This is a genomic window from Veillonella sp. KGMB01456 (assembly GCF_023051165.1).
Lineage (GTDB): Bacteria > Bacillota > Negativicutes > Veillonellales > Veillonellaceae > Veillonella_A.
In genome coordinates this window covers 26113-41698 of the sequence record NZ_JALKIG010000017.1, presented here as the reverse complement: position 1 = coordinate 41698, position 15586 = coordinate 26113, and the positions used below count along the sequence as shown (strand labels likewise).

19 protein-coding genes are annotated in these 15586 nt (G+C 41.7%); 18 read left to right on the top strand and 1 reads right to left on the bottom strand.

The genetic code is table 11. The annotated features are described in order from the left end of the window. Positions 1 to 164 precede the first annotated feature (164 nt). Positions 165 to 548, bottom strand: a complete 384-nt coding sequence (locus MXE28_RS06580) for a helix-turn-helix domain-containing protein (protein ID WP_006555808.1) — start codon at positions 546 to 548, stop codon at positions 165 to 167. Between the two features lie 161 nt (positions 549 to 709). On the opposite strand from MXE28_RS06580, the gene MXE28_RS06575 reads away from it, so the two are divergent. From MXE28_RS06575 to MXE28_RS06490, 18 genes are all read left to right on the top strand, one after another. Further along, a complete protein-coding gene (locus MXE28_RS06575; protein WP_006555809.1) occupies positions 710 to 910 on the top strand; it encodes a helix-turn-helix transcriptional regulator in 201 nt (66 codons plus the stop codon). A gap of 33 nt (positions 911 to 943) precedes the next feature. Further along, positions 944 to 1678 carry a phage antirepressor KilAC domain-containing protein gene (locus MXE28_RS06570; RefSeq protein ID WP_156704239.1) on the top strand — a complete coding sequence of 245 codons (735 nt, stop codon included), beginning with the start codon at positions 944 to 946 and terminating at the stop codon, positions 1676 to 1678. A 4-nt stretch (positions 1679 to 1682) separates the two neighbouring features. Further along, positions 1683 to 1856, top strand: coding sequence for a hypothetical protein (locus MXE28_RS06565; RefSeq protein ID WP_006555812.1), 174 nt, complete (start codon positions 1683 to 1685; stop codon positions 1854 to 1856). A gap of 407 nt (positions 1857 to 2263) precedes the next feature. Continuing rightward, positions 2264 to 2599 (top strand): hypothetical protein, encoded by a 336-nt coding sequence (locus tag MXE28_RS06560; RefSeq protein WP_156704240.1) that lies wholly within the window; start codon positions 2264 to 2266, stop codon positions 2597 to 2599. Between the two features lie 12 nt (positions 2600 to 2611). Beyond that, positions 2612 to 2833, top strand: coding sequence for a hypothetical protein (locus tag MXE28_RS06555; protein WP_247239977.1), 222 nt, complete (start codon positions 2612 to 2614; stop codon positions 2831 to 2833). A 183-nt stretch (positions 2834 to 3016) separates the two neighbouring features. Further along, positions 3017 to 3256: a hypothetical protein gene (locus tag MXE28_RS06550; protein ID WP_156704244.1), complete on the top strand. Its 240-nt coding sequence runs from the start codon at positions 3017 to 3019 to the stop codon at positions 3254 to 3256. A 12-nt stretch (positions 3257 to 3268) separates the two neighbouring features. Beyond that, a complete protein-coding gene (locus MXE28_RS06545) occupies positions 3269 to 3514 on the top strand; it encodes a hypothetical protein (protein ID WP_021841367.1) in 246 nt (81 codons plus the stop codon). Next, the gene (locus MXE28_RS06540; protein ID WP_021841366.1) at positions 3511 to 3837 is read left to right on the top strand and encodes a hypothetical protein; all 327 of its coding nucleotides are present in this window, start codon (positions 3511 to 3513) and stop codon (positions 3835 to 3837) included. Before MXE28_RS06545 ends, MXE28_RS06540 begins: the two co-directional genes overlap by 4 nt. 489 nt (positions 3838 to 4326) lie before the next feature. Further along, the gene (locus tag MXE28_RS06535) at positions 4327 to 4839 is read left to right on the top strand and encodes a hypothetical protein (RefSeq protein ID WP_021841364.1); all 513 of its coding nucleotides are present in this window, start codon (positions 4327 to 4329) and stop codon (positions 4837 to 4839) included. Then, on the top strand, positions 4832 to 5983 hold the full coding sequence (locus tag MXE28_RS06530; protein WP_021841363.1) for a DUF2800 domain-containing protein: 1152 nt from the start codon (positions 4832 to 4834) through the stop codon (positions 5981 to 5983). Before MXE28_RS06535 ends, MXE28_RS06530 begins: the two co-directional genes overlap by 8 nt. A 16-nt stretch (positions 5984 to 5999) precedes the next feature. Then, positions 6000 to 6560, top strand: coding sequence for a DUF2815 family protein (locus tag MXE28_RS06525; RefSeq protein ID WP_021841362.1), 561 nt, complete (start codon positions 6000 to 6002; stop codon positions 6558 to 6560). A gap of 11 nt (positions 6561 to 6571) precedes the next feature. Beyond that, positions 6572 to 8512: a DNA polymerase gene (locus MXE28_RS06520; protein ID WP_247239976.1), complete on the top strand. Its 1941-nt coding sequence runs from the start codon at positions 6572 to 6574 to the stop codon at positions 8510 to 8512. A gap of 14 nt (positions 8513 to 8526) precedes the next feature. After that, positions 8527 to 8865 carry a hypothetical protein gene (locus MXE28_RS06515; RefSeq protein WP_021841360.1) on the top strand — a complete coding sequence of 113 codons (339 nt, stop codon included), beginning with the start codon at positions 8527 to 8529 and terminating at the stop codon, positions 8863 to 8865. Between the two features lie 281 nt (positions 8866 to 9146). After that, on the top strand, positions 9147 to 10544 hold the full coding sequence (locus MXE28_RS06510; RefSeq protein ID WP_247239975.1) for a PcfJ domain-containing protein: 1398 nt from the start codon (positions 9147 to 9149) through the stop codon (positions 10542 to 10544). Next, positions 10541 to 12958: a virulence-associated E family protein gene (locus tag MXE28_RS06505; RefSeq protein WP_247239974.1), complete on the top strand. Its 2418-nt coding sequence runs from the start codon at positions 10541 to 10543 to the stop codon at positions 12956 to 12958. Before MXE28_RS06510 ends, MXE28_RS06505 begins: the two co-directional genes overlap by 4 nt. Positions 12959 to 13319: 361 nt before the next feature. Continuing rightward, positions 13320 to 13604 (top strand): VRR-NUC domain-containing protein, encoded by a 285-nt coding sequence (locus tag MXE28_RS06500; RefSeq protein WP_226974073.1) that lies wholly within the window; start codon positions 13320 to 13322, stop codon positions 13602 to 13604. Beyond that, positions 13601 to 14986, top strand: a complete 1386-nt coding sequence (locus MXE28_RS06495; RefSeq protein WP_156704262.1) for a DEAD/DEAH box helicase — start codon at positions 13601 to 13603, stop codon at positions 14984 to 14986. Before MXE28_RS06500 ends, MXE28_RS06495 begins: the two co-directional genes overlap by 4 nt. Continuing rightward, complete coding sequence (locus MXE28_RS06490; RefSeq protein ID WP_156704264.1) at positions 14983 to 15453, top strand: hypothetical protein; 471 nt, start codon at positions 14983 to 14985, stop codon at positions 15451 to 15453. Before MXE28_RS06495 ends, MXE28_RS06490 begins: the two co-directional genes overlap by 4 nt. Positions 15454 to 15586: the final 133 nt, after the last annotated feature.

Here is a 15586-nt window from a genome sequence, read left to right as displayed (position 1 = left end):
GAAGTTAAGAAGTTAGTGGATTTACAAAGTGTTCAATTTGATATTGCAATTTAGCCTTATAAATATTAAATATGTCGATAGGGTATTCACGTATATCTAAATCGGACAGTAATTCATAAGCTTTTTTCTTAGCATACTCGTACCGAGGGCGCCTAGGGAGAGGTTTAAATGCTCTTATCATTTTCTTCCTTTTTTTCTAATCCTTTTACTAATGCTTCAAGTTGGCTCAGTATTAACTCCTGATCTTGTTTAGGTAGTGTGCCAGCCCTAGCTAATATAGGCATAGAATTTGTTTCTTTTATAAATTCTAATGCCTTCTTTTCATCAGCATTCAAAGTTAAAGGAGTATCTTCTTCTGTTAGTCCCATAAGATAAGACGGCTTTACATTAAACAGTTGAGCTAACAGAGCAATTTTATCTCGTCGCATATTAGCAATTTCTCCTGATTCCCAACGAGATACAGTAGCGACATTCACTCCTACAAAATTAGCGACTTCTTGCAATGTTAAGCCCTTATTAAGCCTTAATTTTTTTATTACATTTTCCATAGCTCACCCTCCTTTTAAACTTATTATATACATAACTTTGCGTAAATGCAATATTTTTGATGAAAAATTTTATTTTTTTTGCATTTACGATTGACAATTTGCGTAAATGCGTATAAAATTAAAATGTAATTTGCGTATATGCAAAAAAGGAGGTGATTAATATGAATAAAAATTTACTTAAATATCATATCGCCAAAAATGATATGTCTTTAGAACAATTTTCTAAGGTATTAGGAATAAATGTTTCTACCTTATCTAGAAAATTAAATGGTGAAAGCGATTTTACTCGAAATGAAATAGTATTGATTAAGATCGCCCTTAAATTGTCGGCCGATGACATTGATACTATTTTTTTTATTTAAAAATTTGCGTAAACGCAAAAAAGGAGGAATCTTATGAATGAATTAATACCAATTAAAGTTAAGTCTGATGATAGTCAATTTATTAGTGGCCGTGATTTGCATATGTTCTTGGAAATTGGAACACAATACACAAAATGGTTTGAAAGAATGTGTGAATACGGTTTTAGTGAAAATGATGATTTCAGAACTGTTAGTCAAAAAAGACTAACAGCTCAAGGTAACGAATCTACCTTTTTAGATCACGAACTGACTATTGAGATGGCTAAACAATTGTGTATGTTAGCTCGAAATGATAAAGGCAAGCAAGCACGAGAGTATTTTATTCAAATTGAACGGGATTGGAATAGTCCAGAAAAAGTCATGGGGCGAGCGTTAAAAATTGCGGACAGAACAATCCAAAATCAAAAATTAGTGATTGCTCAGCAGTCTCAACAGTTATCTGAATTACAACCTAAAGCCACTTATTACGATTTAATTCTTCAAAATGACAGTTTACTGAGCGTAACTCAAATCGCGAAAGATTATGGTATGAGTGCTAAGAAATTGAACCGGTTATTAGAAGAAGAAAAAGTCCAATATAAACAAAGTGGACAATGGTTTTTGTATCAAAAATATGCCGATAAAGGGTATACCAGTAGCAAAACAACTGTGTTAGATGCAGATCGTTCGGTAATGCATACTTACTGGACGCAACAAGGAAGATTGTTCATTTATAGTTTATTGAAAAATAAAGGGCATTTACCTTTAATTGAACAAATGGGGAGATAAAATCATGAAAATAAACATTATTGCCAATACTGATTCTTTTAGAGATGCATACCTTTTCGTCAAAGGTACTAAACAATTAGAAAAAGCAGCGGGCATATCCTGTACTCTCACGATAGTAGCCAATACACAGGATATGATTAAGCCGATAGCAAAGACGGAGGGACTAAAAAATGATTAAGCCAATCACACAATTTTTTAAACTGCTTTATCAAGCACTATCCGGACGGGACTACGATACTGGGAAGAGACGAGAAACTGCTGAGGAACACTTACGGGATGCCCGGATTATATCACGAATTAACATCGTGATTATTTGGTTGGCCGTCCTTGTTACGATTTGTAATATAACTATATTTTTACTAAGGTGGTTCGGCCAAAGGTAAAAGAATTGAGAGAGGTAGTGAACAATGCCGACAAATGAAATGGAGCTGGAGTTATTGGAACAACTTCCGGACCACCAACGTATTAGATTATTAGAGGAACGGGTGATTGACTTAGAGCAAACTTTGTTAGAGATAAGGGATAACCTTATACTATGTAATTCACTCAATGCAGATGTTACAAAAGGAAAGGAGGAAACGTGAAATGACAATACAAGAGCTTGTTTATAACGTGTACCGGGATACGGACGTATACAAAAATACCGAAGTATCGGAGCTGCTTAACATCTCTTCAGCACAGGTCCGTATCGCTAAATCAAAATTAGCCCGGAAGGGACTTATATCGGTCGAACCGTGCGGTGGCGAAGTGAAGATACTCAAGCCGTTCCGGGAAGATATCATAGCACCTGAACCAACTTTTAAAGCTGCCATTTACAAAGAAATGCTGGAGCTTTATTTGGAAGATTTCCGGAACCAAGACACCTTTAGAGATCGTGTACTGGTTGGCCAAGAGATTCGCATGATTTTAAAACAGATTTAAGGAGGTAATAGTATGAGTGACAAGACTCTAAAAGTAAGTGAAGCTGCGGAATTAATGGGTGTAACCGAACAGTTTATCCGTGCGGCTCTAAAACGCGATAAGTTCCCTCTATGGGGAAAAGCTGTACGCATGAAAGAAGGCGGAAAGTGCTATCGCTACATTATCTTAAAGGAACCATTTATGAAGTACATTAAAGGTGATTGGGATGCGACGGAAGTCAACGCAGAAGGCTAATAAGGAAGTAGCACCAGCCTATCCGGTAAAAGCTATCGACACACCTATGCGAAAAGTATGCCACCAGTGCGGTAGAGAAATCACACATAGGCCTAATCGCTTGATGTACGACAGTAGCTATGGCGTCATGACTGTATGTGATGTGTGCTGGGCTGCTAATTTAAGGCAAAAGAGGAGGTTATCATGAGTAAAATTGTTACCCGCTTTTTACTAATCCGTGATGGTGATGAAGTAAAGCGACAGATTGAAGAGCAGTACGGTTCGGTAAATAAGTTTTGCGATGAACGTGGAGTTATTCGGAGAACATTAAATAAGGCATTGGCCGGTGAAGGTATCATGTTTGGGCCGGCTACTAAGATTGCATTAGGCATCGGAGCCTTTGAAACGTTCGATGAGTTTGAGTCGGACCAATATTACGAGTAAAGGAGATAGGAAATGACTATTGAATCGCTAATGACCAACATATGGCTAATGATGCTGGAAGCTTTTGTACTAGGTGCCGTGGTAACTGTTGTCGCCGGTTTGGTAATTCGGGAAGTGCTGAAACGTCGGAATTATCACGATGTGGTGGTCGACGTAGTTGAGCCGGAATCCCAAAATTGGGAAGTAAATTTAGCTAAAGCCTTTAATCAAGAAACATTAACCGATTGGAAAGGCGTACGGAAAGGAGCTCGAAAATGAAACGTAAAGTAGAATTGATGCAGTTACTCGAAAAACTTCGCACACATGCAAGTGAAGTTACCAAAACAGAAGGATTTGTACCTGCTGAAATAGCTTATACAATCTGGGACAGCTTAGTCGAGTTAGACGACGATGTTGAATTAAAGTTATCCGACGAGGAGTGTAACATGATGACGCTCGTAATATCGTTAGCGGCCGCTCTCGAAAATGCTTGCCAATTAATGGGAGCCGGTTACGAAAAATATGCTGTAAGTGTACTGGCCTTGTCGTATCAACTTACAGATGCCTTGTCTGATTTTTATGATTTAATCTCAAAGCATTAAGAAAGGAGTTGTAAACGATGGCACTAGCACAAGGATCGTACGCCTTACTATGTTTAGACTATTGGTATCTAAAGGCGTCACTTTCACTAAATGAGTTTTGCAAAGAACGAAAAATTAATCCGGTCCTTAGAAATGAAGCGTTCAGAATGTTATACAGGGCGCACGCAATGTATAGTTTAGAGCTTACACCGTATCCGATGAACAGCGTTATGCACCGGTGTGATTTTAGCAATTTGGCAGAGCCTACGTTGCCTAATATTATGCAGGCACTACAAGATGGGGAAATGCCAGATGATAGATGCCTTGTCGATTTTAAAGCCGGTATGGAAAGAGTATTTAAAAGATAGTAAAGGAGGTGGTTCCGATGCACGATGTAAGCCTTTTAGGCAAAAGAAAAAGTCCCTTAACTGCTGGAACAGTTAAAGGACAATAGAAAAATATCTACTTAAGCTCAGTATATCACGTTTTCACAAGAAAGGAAAACTAGCCATGATCGAAATTAAAATTTCCGGTAACACCGCCGAAGAAGTAAAAAGTAAAGTAGTATCCTTGTTTAATCAGTTAACTGCCACAACAGAGGCTTATGAACAGACTAAGCAGGCCTTTGAACAGACTAAACAAGTAGCACAAAAGAAAGCGACTCTTATTCCTAAGGAAAAAGCTCCAGACAAAGAAACTAAACCGGCTAAAGCTGAACCGGTAGTCGATACAGTATCGATTGAAGTACCGGCTGAACCTGAAAAACAGGAAGAGGCGAGTGCTATGGCTAAAGCATTCTTAGATGCCAAAGATGCCAAAGATGTTAAAGATGCTAAAGATGCTAAAGCCTACACCGTTGATGAAGTCCGTGCGGCTGCTAAAGAGTTTTTATTGGCCAACCCAAAAGAACGCAAACCTTTATTAACAGCATTCCTTCACGACGAATTAAAGGTTAAGGATATTACGACTATGGATCCTTCTTTATACGGTCGTGTGATGGACTTTGTAAAGAGCCATGAGTAAACACGCCCTATTGTCTGCGTCGAGTTCGTACAGGTGGCTGAGGTGTACTCCCTCAGCCTGCCTGGAACAGCAATTCGAGGATGAGCAGTCCCCTTACGCAGCAGAAGGGACAAAGGCCCACGCCTTAGCAGAAACACTCTTAAATCGTTTATTGTTTGACATGAACTACGATGAGAGTGAAGCAGAACCGGAACCCTATAGCCGTGAAATGTCAGAAGCCGTTAGCCAATATGTTGACATCTGCATGGAAAAAGCTAACGAAGCCCGGAAACGTTCAGCTGATGCGGAAATTATGATAGAAGCACGGCTCGACTATAGCGAATGGGCTCCGGAAGGATTTGGCACCGGCGATTTGGTTATCGTAGCTGATGAGGTACTGGAAGTCGTGGACTTAAAGTACGGAAAAGGCGTGCCGGTGTCAGCGATAAATAACTCGCAGATGCGTTTATATGCATTAGGTGCGTACGCGGCCTACAGTCTACTCTATGATATTAAAACCGTCAAAATGACTATCGTACAGCCCCGTTTAGACTCGGTAACTACCGATACTATGGCTATAGTAGATTTACTCGCATGGGGCGAATCGATTAAACCGGTAGCCAAACAAGCCTTCGAAGGTGACGGCGATTGTGTGGCCGGTAGTCACTGTGGATTTTGTAAAGTACGACATTTGTGCCGGGCTTTAGCGGATACGTGCCTTGAAGAGTTTTACAGAATGGGCGGTAAGAAGACCAACTTACTAATGGATAGTGAAGTAGCCCGCATCCTCGATATGTATCCGGTTATTAAGCGATGGCTTGAAGATGTGAACGAATACGCTATCCAAAAAGCTGTTAGCGGTGAAAAGGATTGGCCGGGCTATAAAGTCGTTGAAGGTACATCGAAACGTAAAATCACGGAGCCAATAAAGGCGGCACAGGCGTTATTAGCGGCCGACTATGAGGCATCGGAAATTTATAGACCACAGGAACTTAAAACCATTACGGATTTGACCAAATTATTAGGCCGTAACGGCTTTAATGAAATCGTCGGACCGTATGTAGTAAAGCCACCGGGAAAACCGACACTGGCTCCGTTATCGGACCCTCGGAAACCGATGGAATTAAATACTGTAACAGCAGAAGATTTTGATGATGATTTATAAGAAAGAGGTAATGATTATGTCTAAAGTTAAAACCCGTTTAGTTCGTTTATCCTATGTTACATTGGCCGAAGCCGAACCTGATATGCAGGGTAATAAATTTTACAGCACACAGATTTTAATCGACAAGAACGACAAAGAAACTGTGAAAGCCTTCCAGGATGCGGTCGAAGAATTGAAACGTGACCCGAAAGCATTGGCCAAAGTAAATAACAATGCGAAAGCTATCACTGTTCCATTCCGTGACGGTGATACTGATACAGCGGATTATGTGGCCAATGCACCGGACGTGTATGCTGGCAAGTACTTCTTAAATGCTAAAAACTCTAAACGCCCTCAAATCCTTGGCGTAAACAAGGAAGTGTTAGAGCCATTTGAAGTGGAAGATGAAGTATACAGCGGATGCTATGCACAGTGCATCTTAGGTTTGTATGTATATAACTCCAACGGTAATAAAGGTGTAGGTGTTGGTTTAAACGGTGTGCGTAAAGTAAAAGACGGTGACCGTTTAGGCGGTGTAACCGTATCGGCGGATGATTTCGACGATGATTTGGTAGAAGATAACGACGATATCTTATAAGAGGTATCGATATGGAACTCTCAATCGATATTGAAACGTATAGCGAATGCCCAATTAAATATAGCGTATATCGGTACGTTGATGATCCTTCGTTTGAGATTCTCCTATTTGGATATTGTTTTGATGACGGGCCTGTAGAGGTCGTGGATTTAACAAAAGAAGAGCTGCCGCCACAAGTAGTGGCGGCTCTTCACAATCCGGACATTACAAAGACTGCGTTCAATGCCGCCTTTGAGATGACCTGTCTGCAAAAAATATATCCGGATATGGACATTACAAACTGGGAGTGTACTTCTGTACTAGCGTTATATTGCTCTCTACCTACATCCTTGGACGCTGTATCTAAGGCGTTAAAACTTGGAGTCGAAAAAGACTCTCGTGGTAAATCACTGATTCAGTATTTTTCGGTTCCTTGTAAACCAACAAAATCAAACAAAGGACGTACCCGTAATTTACCGGAACACGATCCGGAACGGTGGGCTGAGTACATTGAATATAATAGGCAAGACGTTGTAGTTGAGCGGGCTATCCGTAACCGCCTACTACCCTTAAAACCGCCGGACATTGAACACGAGTATTGGCTCATGGACTTGGACATTAACCGTAACGGCATTGCCGTTGATAACAAAATGATAGACAATGCCTTAGCTTTCGACGATGAATTCAAGCGTAAACTAACTGCCGAAGCCAGTTCTTTGACTGGGCTTGAAAACCCGAACAGTCCGCTCCAACTTAAAGAATGGATAGAAAATCGACTTGGGCACGAAATCCCCGGTATGACTAAAGCTGTAGTGGCTGATTTATTGGCTGAGGATTTACCGGCTGACGTCCGTCGCGTATTGGAACTAAGGCAGATGCTTGGCAAAACAAGCGTGAAAAAGTATGCGGCCATGAGGAATGCGGAATGCTCGGACGGACGCATTCACGGTATGCTCCAGTTTTATGGAGCCATGAGAACCGGACGCTGGGCAGGGCGTATCGTTCAATTACAGAATCTGCCGCGTAACTACCTTGAGGATTTGGACACCGCTAGAGACGCCCTCAAGCAAGGCGATTTAGAGATGTTTGAGTTACTATATGGAGATGTGTCTGATACACTGTCTCAGCTTATTCGCACAGCCTTAGTGGCTGAACCGGGGCACCGTTTCATTGTGGCCGACTTCAGTGCTATCGAGGCCCGTGTGATTGCCTGGTTATGTAGCGAAAAATGGCGCCAGAAAGTATTCGCCGAAGGTGGCGATATTTACTGTGCATCAGCTTCTAATATGTTCCACGTACCAGTCGAAAAGCATGGTGTGAATGGACATCTCCGGCAAAAAGGAAAAGTGGCTGAGTTAGCCCTCGGTTATGGCGGTGGAGTAAAAGCATTGATTGCAATGGGCGCTCTAAAAGGCGGTATCGCCGAAGACGAATTGCCGGATATTGTTAGAAAATGGCGTGCTGCATCACCTCGAATCATTAAGCTGTGGAATGATGTAGATTTTGCGGCCAAGGAAGCTATTAAAAAAGGCGGTCCGGTAATTCTTATGCATCGAGGCTTACGATTTGAACGTAGAGACGGTGCCTTATTTATCACATTACCGAGTGGCCGTCGATTGGCATATACAAAACCACGCATCGGAGAAAATCGTTTTGGTGGAGAGTCTATTACCTGTATGGGCATGAATCAGATGGCCAACAAATGGGAACGCCTCGAAACCTATGGCGGTAAATTAACAGAAAACATTGTGCAGGCCATTGCGCGTGACTGCTTAGCCGGTGCAATGTACCGACTATATAAGTATGGCTATAAAATCTGTGCTCACATCCATGATGAAGTGGTCATAGAAGCACCGGTAGGCGTCGGTAGTTTGGATGAGGTAATTAAGATCATGTGTGAACCGGAACCGTGGTGTGACGGTTTGATATTAAATGCAGCGGGCTTTGAAAATCCATATTACATGAAAGATTAAGAGGAGGAATTATCATGATTGGCAAGACGCAGATTAAGCAACAAGAAGAAGCTATTAAATATTTACGTGAATTGGTGTTACAAGCTGAAGACGGTGATAGTAAACAAGCCGCTCTCGATTATTGCGACGGGTGCTTAACTGCTTGCAAGCTAGGGCTCGAAGTTCTGGCCAAACAAGAAGAATCCAAAAAAGCGGATGCTAAAGACACCGAAACTACGGCCGAAACAAAACCGAAAAAACGCACTACCCGGAAGAAAAAAACGGAACCTGTTGAAGAACCGGCTACTGCACCAGAAGCTCCGGCAGAACCGGAAGTTGCTCAAGAAACAGATGATTTTGATGATTTATTATAGGACGGTAGCAATGTATGAGTACGGTATTATTTCAGCTAAAGGTGCCACGGTTATTTGAAGTCGTACGACGGAAACAAATAGGAACGTGGAAACCGGCTATTCAATATCACGTTAATTGTGGAGGAAGTTTTACTTGTTATTGGCCAATGCATCCAAACGGTTTCTCTGTGCAAGTCGATTCCTATTATTCAGATAACTATCATTGCCCATTTTGTAGCCAAGAGGTAAATTGCGATACATTTACTATAAATGCTGAAGACGAGAATCGTATTCCTTTAACTATGGACCTATCTATAGTTAGTCGCAGAACCGAAATCGACGTGATTTTTAAATATGATTCGGTAATTGTTGATGGGGACCTAGGCCTTCGTCAAATTATAAAAGGGCATAAATCTAAACGAACGGATATAGTACGATTTGATTTTAAACAGCGTCGAGTGCTCTACATTCGGCGTGGCATTGCCCGCAGCAGTGTAATTGAAGTTATTCCAGATTTCAAACCACCGGGATACTTTGATTCTACTACACCGTTCTATTGGTTACGAGGTACTTATCAAAGCTTATTGGTAGAACATAAAGAAGAGTTAAAATCGTTTACGACCATTCTAAAAAAGGCTTTTTTGGAGAAGTTAAGTAAACGTGTTGGCTATAAGGTTCCGGGAATTCGTCAATCGGTTAGTATGTCGTGTTCCATTGGTGTGTTTAAAGGTCTGTTCGATACACTGGTATTTAGAATGGCTGCTCCGGACGGGCCTGCAGTAAGTGAAGAGCTTTTGTCGGATTATGTTGAAAATCAATATAGCCAGATAGCAAAACCTATGGATAACCTATTAGATTTAACTCGCACCGGTACTTCGTGGATTAATGCTTTAATTAAAGTCTATCGGCTAAAAAACAACAGGCTTACTCGCCAATTATTGTTGACTCGGCCGTTCTGGGCTATCAACGTACTATCGTTAATAAATGCTTTCTCAGATAATCCTAATTATGAACGCACCTTATCCTCTTTCTTTACGGCATCCCAAAATGAGGATGGACGTAATCATTGGCAGTTTATAGCTTGTACTCGATTGCCTGAGTTTTTATCAATTTATCGCTATGTTCGAGGCGAAAGTGCTGCCGTAAATTTAGTAACCTCTGTTAAGGACTTTTACCAATTGAGAGATGCGGCCGAAACGTATTTCCGCTTATCTCGTCAAAACCGTAAAGACTTTTGGTCGCAACGAGTTAAGGCAAGAGATGTGCATGATACGCTAGTTTTGATGTCTAAAAAAGAGAAGGTAAAAAATAAAAGTATCCAACAATCTGACATTTACAAACGCCTCGAGGCAACAATTGACGGTTACGAGTTTAGCGTGCCGAAGGAAACACACGCATTAGTGGACATCGGTACTAAGCTACATAATTGTGTAGCGACCTACACTGACCGAGTAATCAAAGGAGCTGTGGCTATCGTAGCAGTCTCTAAGAATAACGAGCTGCAAGCCTGTATCGAAGTGACACCTCGTGATGATGGGCAAGCCTTTGTGCTGATTCACCAGGCGAAACTATCTTGTAATCAACCGGTTAGAGAAGATCCGGTACTGAATAAGGCTGTTATAGATTGGGCGGATATAGTTAAGCTCGATGCGTTTAAGTATAATTACGACATTGCAAGGTTAGGAGGCACGGCGATTTGAGCGACATTGTTATAAAAATAGCTACGGGCACAAATCGCTACGCCCGTAGCTGGAAGACTCAAGAATTAAAATGGTCTGAACTCGTATCACAATTAAGCAAGGCTACTGTAACCAAAGAAACGGCATCCGAATATAAACGGATGAATAAATCACAGCAGGGCGATGTCAAAGACGTAGGCGGTTTTGTAGGTGGGTATATCCCCAAAAATGGCCGACGCGTTAATGGTGCCGTAAAACAGCGATATTTATTAACGCTTGATGCGGATAGCCCTGATGATGATTTCCTGATGATGCTCGATTTAGCACTTGATAGCTATGAATATGTGCTATATAGCACACATAGCTATACGGAAAAACAGCCACGATATCGAATTATTATTCCAACGGATAGACCAATGCTGCCGGATGAGTTTCAAGCGGTGTCACGGCGAATGGCTGAATCAATCGGTATAGAGTCCTTTGATCCGTCAACACACCAGCCGGAACGGCTTATGTATTGGCCAAGTCATCCGAAAGACGTGGAATACGTCTTTCAGCATCACGAAGGTTCACTGTTACCGGTAGACGATATATTGGCTACGTATACAGACTGGACAGATGTTAGCCTTTGGCCAACAAGCTCAAGAGCGGAAACGCTCATGGCACATAGTGCCAAAAAGCAAGGTAATCCGTTGGCCAAGTCCGGACTCATCGGTGCCTTTTGTCGCAGTTACAGTATAACAGCTGCTATCGATAAATTCTTACCGGACATATACGCTCCGTGTGATACACCGAATCGATATACCTATCGTGCCGGTTCTACCGTGGCCGGGCTTGTCGTATACGACAATGACACGTTTGCCTATAGCCATCACGGAACCGACCCGCTAAGTGGTAAGTTAGTCAATGCATTTGATTTGGTTCGCATCCATAAATTCGGCTCACTCGATGAAGACTGCGACGCTAAAATGAGGTCCGATGCAAGGCCTTCTTTCAAAGCGATGATGAACTTCGTTAACGAAGACGGAGCCGCCCCGGTGCTATTGGATAAGGAACGAGCGGCTAAGTATTCCAACGAATTTGATGATATTGCTTCTTTAACCGGAGATGATGCTGACGATAGCTGGATGCGTAAATTACAGCGTACGAAGTCAGGTGTGCCTGAATCGAACTCGTATAACTGTATATGGATAATGCAGCATGATCCAGAATTAAAGCAGCGGTTCGGCCTGGACGAGTTCGCACATCGAATTGTCGTGCTCGGTAATCTGCCGTGGCGTACCGTAAACGGTAGTGATTTATGGGGGGACACCGATGATGCTTGTATACGGAATTACTTATCTACGGTATATCAAATTAAGGGCAAGGGCATTATCGATGATGCGATTACCGAGGTCATGAACCAAAATAAATTTCATCCTGTCCGCGAATACTTAACAGCTCTAAATTGGGACGGTACGGAACGCGTCGATTCCTTATTCATTGATTTTATCGGTGCCGAAGATACTCCGTATATCAGAGCAGTTACGAGAAAATGGCTATGCGGAGCCATAGCCCGCGTTATGGAGCCCGGCATAAAGTTTGATACGGCCATTGTATTATACGGCGAGCAAGGGCTTGGTAAGTCGGTTATTTTGGAGCGGTTGGGCGGTAAATGGTTTAACAATACCTTACAGGATATCAAGACCAAAGACGCCTTAGAACAAATACAGGGTGCCTGGATTAATGAATTGGCCGAGTTATCGCCGACGTATAAAAACGATAACGAAATCGTTAAGGCATTCCTGAGTCGTACTACAGACCGATTTAGAGTCCCGTATGGCCGCCGAACGGAAGAATACCCAAGACAGTGCGTGTTCGCCGGCTCCACGAATAATTTATTGTTTTTAAAGGATCGCACCGGTAACCGACGCTTTTGGCCAATTAGTGGTAATAAGCAGCGGAAAGTGCGCAACTCGTGGGATTTATCAAAAGACGAAGTAGACCAAATTTGGGCGGAGGCGTTTATGCTGTGGGCTAATGGTGAGTCATTAGTATTGGATGAGTCACTGGAACAGGAAGCGATTAAAATACAGCAATCTCACACGGAAGGCTCAGAGCTTACAGGTCTTATCGAAGAATATTTGTCGGTACTGCTACCACCTAACTGGGATAGCAAGGACCTATATGACCGTAGAGCCTATCTTGAGTCATACGACGAAGAGAAGGGCGGTAAGCCACGAGAAAAGGTCTGTGCTCTTGAGATTTGGTGTGAAGTGTTGAACGGGGACCGTAAAACACTGTCAAATGCTAAAGCCCGTGAACTCATTGATATTCTGCAATCATTGCAAGGATGGGAGCCGTATAATAAGGGTTCCGGTAAATTACGTTTTGGTAAATTATATGGTGTGCAAAAAGCGTTTGTGCCCTCGGACAGAGGACACAATAAGTTGTGATTTTATCGAAAACGGTGTTCCAGAGGTGTAGCCAATTACCGTAGCCAATTGTTATATCTAATTTTATAGATTTAATAATTATACTTCTTTATACATAGAAGATTATAGATATATGCTATAAAATTGGATACGGCTACGGGATTGGTTACGGAATTGGCTACGGCTTAAAGTACGATTACTATTATATTTATATGTGTAATGTAGCCAATGTAGCCAATTATTACTAATTAATTATAAATATAATAATATTGTATATACGCGTGTATATATATTAGTGTATATCTAAAAAATAGCCTATATATAGTTTTGGCCAATAATTGGCTACATTGACTACACACAAATGTTCGAAGGAATGGTGTATATGGAATGGACTGAAAAACAGGTTGAGGTCTTTATGAAATCGGAGGCTCAAAAAAGAGGATGCCTATTTTATAAATTCGTGTCCCCCGGTAACGACGGTGTGCCGGATAGAATTTTAATTACCCGTACAGGGCAGGTGCATTTTATTGAGTTGAAAACTACAACAGGCAGGCTTTCACCTACGCAGCAGGTGCAGATTTTAAGACTGAAAGAGCATCACGCACAGGTCAGTGTGGTACAAGGTAAGGATGGTGTGATTAACTTCTTCACCGAGGCGGGCTTATGAAGTTTGTTCCGCACCCCTATCAATCGATAGCCATAGACCGGATTGTAACGAATACACACTACGGACTGCTACTCGATATGGGGCTTGGTAAAAGTATCTGCACGTTGATGGCCATTAATCAGTTAATCAATAACCGGTTTGAGGTTACCAAGGTTCTATTGATAGCACCAAAGAAAGTAGCTGAAAGTACCTGGGTGCAGGAAGCTGCTAAATGGGACGAGACGAAGAATCTTAAAATTGTAAAGGTGCTGGGTAGTGCCAAACAACGAATTGATGCATTACACACAAAAGCCGATGTGTATGTGATTAACCGAGAAAATGTAACATGGTTATGCGAATATTATGTACATAACATACGGCAATGGCCATTTGATATGTTGGTGGTGGATGAGAGCAGTAGTTTTAAGAATCCAAGAGCAAAACGGTTTAAGGCATTGCGTAAATTCCGCGGACTCTTTGATCGTGTCGTTATTTTAACCGGGACACCGGCGCCCAATACACTGATGGATTTGTGGTCTCAAATCTATTTATTGGATGGTGGCGAACGACTAGGACGTACGATTACCGAATACCGAGATAGATATTTCGTACCGGATAAAACGAATGGCCATATCGTATATAGCTATCGACTTAAGCCATCGGCACAGGCTGATATTTACAAACGACTACAATCGGTGTGTATGAGTTTAAAGGCTGCGGATTATTTATCGTTACCGGAGCGTATCGATAATGTGATTCGTGTCGAAATGACCGAAGCCGAACGGGAACTCTATCGTACGATGGAACGACAGCATGTGCTATCGTTACCAGATAGTGAATTATTTGCACTAACTGCCGCCGCTGTTGCGAATAAGCTGTTACAGATGGCCAACGGGTATGTATATGACGAGGAAAAACACTACGTTAAAATTCACGAACAGAAACTCGAAATGTTAAAAGAATTGGCTGATACGAATACCGGGAAGCCGATGCTAGTGTTTTACAATTTCAGGCATGACTTAGTGGCAATTCAAAAAGCTTTTCCAAAGGCACGTGAACTCAAAACGGATGCGGATGTAGAGGATTGGAATCAAGGGCGGATTGATATGTTATTGGCACATCCGGCATCGGCTGGTTACGGGCTTAATTTACAAGCCGGTGGGCATATTATCGTATGGTACGGATTAACGTGGAGTTTGGAGCAGTACCAACAAGCCAATGCACGATTATACAGGCAAGGACAGTCCGAAGCGGTTATTATACATCATTTAGTAACGGCCGGTACGATGGACGAGCAGGTTATGCGTGCTATCGCTAGAAAAGAAGCCGGTCAAAATGAATTATTAGATGCGATTAAATATAGAAGGTCGCTATATGAAACTATGAAAGGAGAATGCATATGAATTCAGAATTGGAAAGCACCAAAAAGGGAATCATGGCTATGCTGTGTAGCCTAGGTTATCAATTTATACTCCGTGATAGAGATGATAACCTATGGGCATATAGAATGGGTTCAAGACCACCGGTAGGAGCTACAAGAGAACTTAATGATTGTGTTAGTTTAAATTGGGCAAGAAATGTATTCACAAATATTGAAAAAGATAGAGTTATTAATATATTTGACAAAGCGGGAGACATGATATGGGCAATAGTTCCGGTTAACACACCGGTATTTGTTAGACATAACGATAAAGAACCCTGGGTGAGTCGCCATTTTTATAGATACAATCCACATTCAGACAAACCGTTTGAATGCTATTGGCAAGGTAAAAGCCAATTTACAATACGTGAGGAACCGAGAGAATGGCATATTACAGGGTGGGAACAGATTAAATTACCTTTCTCTGAGACGCCAAAGGGGGATTATTAAATGTGGCTATTTATATTGCAGGCAATAATGCTTGTCTTAAAACTCACAGGGCTTGTTAGTATGAGTTGGTGGTTAGTCTTATCGCCTACATTAATCCCTTTATTATTTTTAGTATTAGCCATAATCTTTGAAA

Bases quoted from the DNA above. Each gene is read 5' to 3' on its own strand.
- MXE28_RS06490 (WP_156704264.1), top strand. From the start codon at position 14,983: ATGAATTCAGAATTGGAAAGCACCAAAAAGGGAATCATGGCTATGCTG.
- MXE28_RS06545 (WP_021841367.1), top strand. From the start codon at position 3,269: ATGACTATTGAATCGCTAATGACCAACATATGGCTAATGATGCTGGAA.
- MXE28_RS06540 (WP_021841366.1), top strand. From the start codon at position 3,511: ATGAAACGTAAAGTAGAATTGATGCAGTTACTCGAAAAACTTCGCACA.
- MXE28_RS06535 (WP_021841364.1), top strand. From the start codon at position 4,327: ATGATCGAAATTAAAATTTCCGGTAACACCGCCGAAGAAGTAAAAAGT.
- MXE28_RS06515 (WP_021841360.1), top strand. From the start codon at position 8,527: ATGATTGGCAAGACGCAGATTAAGCAACAAGAAGAAGCTATTAAATAT.
- MXE28_RS06565 (WP_006555812.1), top strand. From the start codon at position 1,683: ATGAAAATAAACATTATTGCCAATACTGATTCTTTTAGAGATGCATAC.
- MXE28_RS06575 (WP_006555809.1), top strand. From the start codon at position 710: ATGAATAAAAATTTACTTAAATATCATATCGCCAAAAATGATATGTCT.
- MXE28_RS06495 (WP_156704262.1), top strand. From the start codon at position 13,601: ATGAAGTTTGTTCCGCACCCCTATCAATCGATAGCCATAGACCGGATT.
- MXE28_RS06560 (WP_156704240.1), top strand. From the start codon at position 2,264: ATGACAATACAAGAGCTTGTTTATAACGTGTACCGGGATACGGACGTA.
- MXE28_RS06550 (WP_156704244.1), top strand. From the start codon at position 3,017: ATGAGTAAAATTGTTACCCGCTTTTTACTAATCCGTGATGGTGATGAA.
- MXE28_RS06555 (WP_247239977.1), top strand. From the start codon at position 2,612: ATGAGTGACAAGACTCTAAAAGTAAGTGAAGCTGCGGAATTAATGGGT.
- MXE28_RS06570 (WP_156704239.1), top strand. From the start codon at position 944: ATGAATGAATTAATACCAATTAAAGTTAAGTCTGATGATAGTCAATTT.
- MXE28_RS06510 (WP_247239975.1), top strand. From the start codon at position 9,147: ATGGACCTATCTATAGTTAGTCGCAGAACCGAAATCGACGTGATTTTT.
- MXE28_RS06520 (WP_247239976.1), top strand. From the start codon at position 6,572: ATGGAACTCTCAATCGATATTGAAACGTATAGCGAATGCCCAATTAAA.
- MXE28_RS06530 (WP_021841363.1), top strand. From the start codon at position 4,832: ATGAGTAAACACGCCCTATTGTCTGCGTCGAGTTCGTACAGGTGGCTG.
- MXE28_RS06500 (WP_226974073.1), top strand. From the start codon at position 13,320: ATGGAATGGACTGAAAAACAGGTTGAGGTCTTTATGAAATCGGAGGCT.
- MXE28_RS06580 (WP_006555808.1), bottom strand. From the start codon at position 548: ATGGAAAATGTAATAAAAAAATTAAGGCTTAATAAGGGCTTAACATTG.
- MXE28_RS06525 (WP_021841362.1), top strand. From the start codon at position 6,000: ATGTCTAAAGTTAAAACCCGTTTAGTTCGTTTATCCTATGTTACATTG.